At 73.7% G+C, this 5,123-nt stretch carries 1 protein-coding gene and 1 pseudogene; both read left to right on the forward strand.

The annotated features are described in order from the left end of the window. Positions 1-96: 96 nt before the first annotated feature. A pseudogene (locus tag GWK25_RS43015) lies at positions 97-4,854 on the forward strand (type I polyketide synthase); the annotation flags it as partial. Positions 4,855-4,877: 23 nt separating this feature from the next. Then, the coding region (locus GWK25_RS44940) for a polyketide synthase docking domain-containing protein (RefSeq protein WP_215458172.1) at positions 4,878-5,123 on the forward strand (246 nt) is incomplete at its 3' end.

Genomic DNA, 5,123 nt, shown 5'->3' on the forward strand with positions numbered 1-5,123 from the left:
TCGTCATCTTTTATTATCTTTTCTTAGAATTGTTTTTTTTTTTTTTTTTTTTTTTTGTCGAGTCTCGTGGGCTCGGAGATGTGTATAAAGAGACAGGTGTTGGAGCGGCTGTCGGATGCCCGTCGGCTTGGGCATCGGGTGCTGGCGGTGGTGCGGGGGAGTGCGGTCAATCAGGACGGTGCGAGCAATGGGTTGACGGCGCCGAGCGGTCCGGCGCAGGAGCGGGTGATCCGGGCGGCGTTGTCGTCGGCGGGTGTGGCCGCTGCTGAGGTGGATGTGGTGGAGGCGCATGGCACTGGGACGCGGTTGGGTGATCCGATCGAGGCGCAGGCGTTGCTGGCGACGTACGGGCGGGATCGTGCGGCTGGTCGGCCGTTGTGGTTGGGGTCGTTGAAGTCGAACATCGGGCATGCGCAGGCGGCTGCGGGTGTGGCTGGTGTGATCAAGATGGTGATGGCGCTTCAACAGCGGGCGTTGCCGAAGACGTTGCATGTGGATGAGCCGACGCCGTTGGTGGACTGGGCTTCGGGTGGGGTCGAGCTGCTGACGGAGCAGCGGGAGTGGGAGGCGGTCGAGGGGCGTCCGCGCCGGGCGGGGGTGTCCTCGTTCGGGATCAGCGGCACCAACGCCCATCTGGTGCTGGAGGAAGCGCCGCCCGCTCCCGAACCGGAAACGAACCCCGAACCGGAAGCGCCCCCCGGGGCGGCGCCCGGAACGGTCCTGTGGCCCTTGTCCGGCAGGACCGAGCAGGCTCTGCGCGCGCAGGCGCGGCGGCTGCGTGAGCATCTGAGCGTGACGCCCCGGGTGGGACTCGCCGACGTGGGTTTCTCGCTGGCCACCACGCGCGCCGCGCTGGAGCACCGGGCGGTGCTGGTCGGCGACGACCCGGACCGGATGCTCGTGGATCTGGCGGCACTCGCGGACGGCGACCCGCCGTCCCGTGTTCCGTACGGCGTGCCGAGCGGTGGGAAGACGGCGTTCCTCTTCACCGGGCAGGGCAGCCAGCGTGTCGGCATGGGACGTGAACTCCACGCGCGGTTCCCGGTGTTCGCCGACGCGCTGGACGAGATCTTCGAGGCGTTCGGCGACCGCCTCGGGCGGCCGCTGCGCGACGTCGTCCTCGCAGGGGCGGACTCCCCGGACGCCGCCCTGCTGGACCGGACCGTGTTCACCCAGGCCGGGCTGTTCGCCGTCGAGGTGGCCCTCTTCCGGCTCGTCGAACACCTCGGAATACGGCCGGACCGGGTGGCCGGACACTCGGTCGGCGAACTGGCGGCGGCCCACGCCGTCGGGATGATGTCGCTGCCGGACGCGGTGACCCTGGTCGCCGAGCGCGGCCGTCTCATGGAGGCGCTGCCCGAGGGCGGCGCGATGGTCTCGGTCCGGGCGCCGGAGGAGGAGGTCGCCGCACTGCTGCGCGGCCGACAGACGCGGGTGGCGATCGCCGCCGTCAACGGCCCGCTCTCCTGCGTGCTCTCCGGCGACGAGGACGCGGTCGTGGAGATCGCCGACGAACTGGCGGCGCGCGGTCACAGGACCAGGCGGCTGCGGGTCAGCCATGCCTTTCACTCGCCCCGCATGGATCCCATGCTGGAGGAGTTCCGTCGGGTGGCTCAGGGGCTCGACCTGTCGGCGCCCGCAGTACCGCTGCTGTCGGACATGACGGGACAGCCCGTCACCGGGCCGGCCGGCGGCAGCCCGGCCGACGGCAGCCCGGCCGATGCGGACTACTGGGCGCGGCACGTCCGGGAGACGGTGCGGTTCGCCGATGTCGTACGCGCCCTGCGGGCGGACGGAGTGACGACGTTCGTCGAGATCGGACCGGACGCCGTCCTGACCGCCATGGGCCGCGACTGTCTCCCCGACGACGAGGCCGAGGACGCGCAGGTGGAGTTCGTCCCCCTGCTGCGGCGTGACCACTCCGAGGAACGGACCCTCGCGGAGGCACTCGCCCGGCTCCACGTCCGAGGCGTCGGCCCCGACTGGGCGGCGGTGTTCGCCGGCACGGGTGCCTCCCGCGTCGACCTGCCCACGTACGCCTTCCAGCGCAGGCGCTACTGGCCGAGCGCCGGACCGGTCACCGCCGGGGACGCGCCCGCGCTCGGGCTCGGTGCCGGCGGGCATCCCCTCCTCGGTGCCGCGGTGCGACCCGCGGACTCCGACACGCTGGTGCTCACCGGGCGGCTGTCCCTGGACACCCATCCCTGGCTCGCCGACCACACCGTCCTCGGCGCCATCCTCTTCCCCGGCGCGGGGCTGGTGGAACTGGCCCTGCACGCCGCCCGCCGCACCGGCTGCGACCTGCTGGAGGAGTTGACCCTGCAGGCGCCGCTGCGACTCCCCGACGAAGGGGCCGTCGAGCTGCAGGTCCAGGTGGCGGGGGCCGACGCCGACGGGCGGCGGTCCGTCACCGTGCACACCCGGCACGCGGTGGCCTCGGCCCGCGATCAGGAGAACGGCGAGCCGGACGGCGGCGACTGGACGCTGCACGCCGTCGGGGTGCTCGCCCCGGCCGCTGGGGCGGTGGCCGATGCCGACCACTTCGCGAACTGGCCGCCCGACGCCGAAGCGGTGGACCTGACCGAGTGGTACGACGTGCTCGCCGCCCAGGGCTTCGGTTACGGCCCCGCGTTCCGGGGGCTGCGTGCCGCGTGGCGACGCGGCACGGAGGTCTTCGCCGAACTGGCCCTCCCCGAGGAACAGGCCACCGCGACCGGGTACGGACTGCACCCCGCGCTGCTCGACGCCGCCCTGCACGCCATCGAACTGGGCGCGCTGCCCGCCGGCGACGAGACCCGGCTGCCCTTCGCGTGGAGCGGGGTACGCCTGGACACGGCCGGGGCCACCGCGGCACGCGTCCGGCTGGCACCCGCCGGACCCGACGCGGTCACCCTCGCCTTCGCCGACGCGGCGGGCCGTACGGTGGCGTCGGTGGGCGCGCTGTCGCGGCGGCCGGTCTCCGCCGAGCGACTCCGCGCGGCACAGAGCGGGGGACGCGACCCGCTGTACCGGGTGGAGTGGACTGTGCTGCCCGGCATCGCCGGTCCGGGCTCCGGCGCGATCCCCGAGTCGTGGGCGGTCGTCGCCGACGCGGCCGACGCGGCCCTCATGGCCGAAACGCCGACGGCCGCCGGTGCCGACGTCCGGACCCGTCCCGATCTTCCGGCGCTCGCCGAGGACATCGACCGTACGGCGGACGTCCCGGCCGTCGTCCTGGCACCGCTGACCGGCTCCTCCCCGGAGGGTACGGACGCGTCACGGGCCGCCGGGCGTGCGCTGGCCCTGGTCCAGGGCTGGCTGGCCGACGAGCGTTTCGCCGCCTCCCGTCTGGTCGTCGTCACCCGGGGCGCGGTCGCCGCGGGGCCCGACGAGGACGTGTCCGACCTCCCGCACAGCGCTGTCTGGGGGCTTGTCCGCTCGGCCCAGACCGAGCACCCCGACCGGATCACCCTGCTCGACCTCGACGACGAACCCGCCTCACGGCGGGTCATGACGGCGGCCCTCGCCGCCGCGGAGACCTCGGGCGAAGCCCAACTCGCCGTCCGCGCCGGGCGCGTACTCGTCCCTCGCATGACACGTGCCACGACACCTGTGCCCCCCGGGCCCGGTGCGGGGCCGTGGCCGACGGACGGCACCGTACTGATCACCGGCGCGACCGGCGCCCTGGGCGCCGCCGTGGCCCGCCACCTGGTCGCCGAGCACGGCGTGCGCGATCTGCTGCTCGTCGGCCGACGCGGCGAAGCCGCGCCCGGCGCCGTCGAACTCCGCCGGGAACTGGGCGAGTTGGGGGCCAGTGCCACCCTCGCCGCCTGCGACGTCGCCGACCGTGCGGCGCTCGCGGAACTGCTCGCCACAGTGCCCGCAGACCGTCCGCTGACGGCCGTCGTCCACGCCGCCGGTGTGCTGGACGACCGCGTCTTCGACGCCCTCACTCCCGCGAGCCTCGAAGCGGTCCTCCGACCGAAGGCGGACGCCGCCCGGCACCTCAGCGACCTCACCCGCGATCTCGACCTGGCCGCCTTCGTCCTCTTCTCCTCCGTGCAGGGCCTGCTCGGCGGCGCGGGACAGGCCAACTACGCGGCGGCCAACACCTATCTGGACGCCCTGGCGCAGCATCGGCGGGCCGAGGGGCTCGTGGCCACCTCACTGGCCTGGGGCCCGTGGGCGGAGGGCGGCATGGCCGCCGGGCTCGGCGAGACCGACCGCCGCCGGTTCGCCCGTGTGGGCATCCACGCGCTCACCCCGGGCCAGGGCCTGCGACTCCTCGACGCCGCGCTGGCCTCCGGCGACGCCTGCTCGGTGCCGCTCACCCTCGACACCGCCGCGCTACGGGCCGCCGGCACCGGCGTACCGCCGTTGCTGCGCGGGCTCGTCCCGGCGGGCCTCCGTGCAGCGGCGGACTCCGGCCCGAGCACGTCCGGTGAAGCTCCGGGCGCGCGGCTCGTGGCCCGGCTCGTCGAACTCGACGCCGCCGCCCAGGAGAAGCAGCTGCTCGCCCTGGTGCGGGCCGAGGCCGCCGCCGTCCTCAACTACGACCGCGCGGAGACGGTCGACGCGCGCCGGAGCTTCAAGGAACTCGGCGCCGACTCCCTCAGCGCCGTGGAACTGCGCAACCGGCTCGGCAGGGCGACCGGACTACGGCTGTCCGCGACCGTCGTCTTCGACCACCCGACCCCCACCGCGCTGGCCGGACGGCTCCGGGCCGAACTCTTCCCGGACCGGGCAGACGACACCGTCCCCGACGGACCGGCCCCCGCGGCCGGCGCGGAGGAACTGGCCGCCGAGGAAGAACTGATCGACGCCATGGATGTGGCGGAACTGGTCCGGATGGCCCGCGAAGGCATCGAGTCCTGAACAGCACTGGGAGAAGAAAGCTCATGACCCGAACGCCCTCGTCCTCGTCACCTTCTTCGTCAGCTTCCTCGCAGCCCCCCGCGTCCTCCGCGTCCTCCGCGTCCTCTGCGTCCCCGGCCTCCCCTTCGTCCTCCTCCGACACGGCCGTCGTGGAGGCGCTCAGGGACGCCCTCAAGGAAACCGCCCGGCTGCGCCGCGAGAACCGGCAGCTCCAGGCGGGTGTGGGGGAGCCGGTGGCGGTGGTGGGGATGGCGTGTCGGTTGCCGGGT

Origin of the sequence: Streptomyces sp. ATCC 21386 (genome assembly GCF_018728545.1) — a bacterium.
Classification (GTDB): domain Bacteria; phylum Actinomycetota; class Actinomycetes; order Streptomycetales; family Streptomycetaceae; genus Streptomyces.